The following is a 481-nucleotide window of genomic DNA, read 5'->3' on the forward strand; positions in this document are numbered from 1 at the left end:
TTCCTGCAACAGGTGATGACACATTAAACTTAGGCCGTCTGAAATTTCAGACGGCATGATCGGTTTGAATGATTTTGAAAGTTGAAAATAATGTATTTTGTTGACCGTACTGCTGTCGTGCTGAAGCCGACCGCCCGTTTTTTGGAATGGTTGAAATCCTCCGATGAGAATATGCCCGATTTGACCGTCGAGCAACTGCGTACCAACTGCTCCGTATTCTTGGTGCCGCAATTTGACGAACCCGAATCCGTCATTTCCTATTTTGACGAACGCTACCAGCAGATTTTTGAAGCCGAATTGGCAGGCTGGGACATCGATAAAAGCAAATGGCCGCAAGACATGAGCCTGAAGGCTTTTTGGGAATTTTTCGATACCGAAATCCACGATATGGTTTTGGATATGGAAGAGGCGGAATTGAACATTACGCCTGTTTTCGACAATATGATGTAAAGCCGTGCGAAGTTTTCAGACGGCCTTAAAG

The 481-nt window shown here is 44.9% G+C and carries 1 protein-coding gene; it reads left to right on the forward strand.

Translation table 11 applies throughout. The annotated features are described in order from the left end of the window. Positions 1 to 90: 90 nt before the first annotated feature. The gene (locus ACTHUR_RS19585; RefSeq protein WP_036490466.1) at positions 91 to 450 is read left to right on the forward strand and encodes a hypothetical protein; all 360 of its coding nucleotides are present in this window, start codon (positions 91 to 93) and stop codon (positions 448 to 450) included. Positions 451 to 481 lie beyond the last annotated feature (31 nt).

The sequence above is a fragment of the Neisseria sp. P0021.S007 genome (assembly GCF_051956855.1).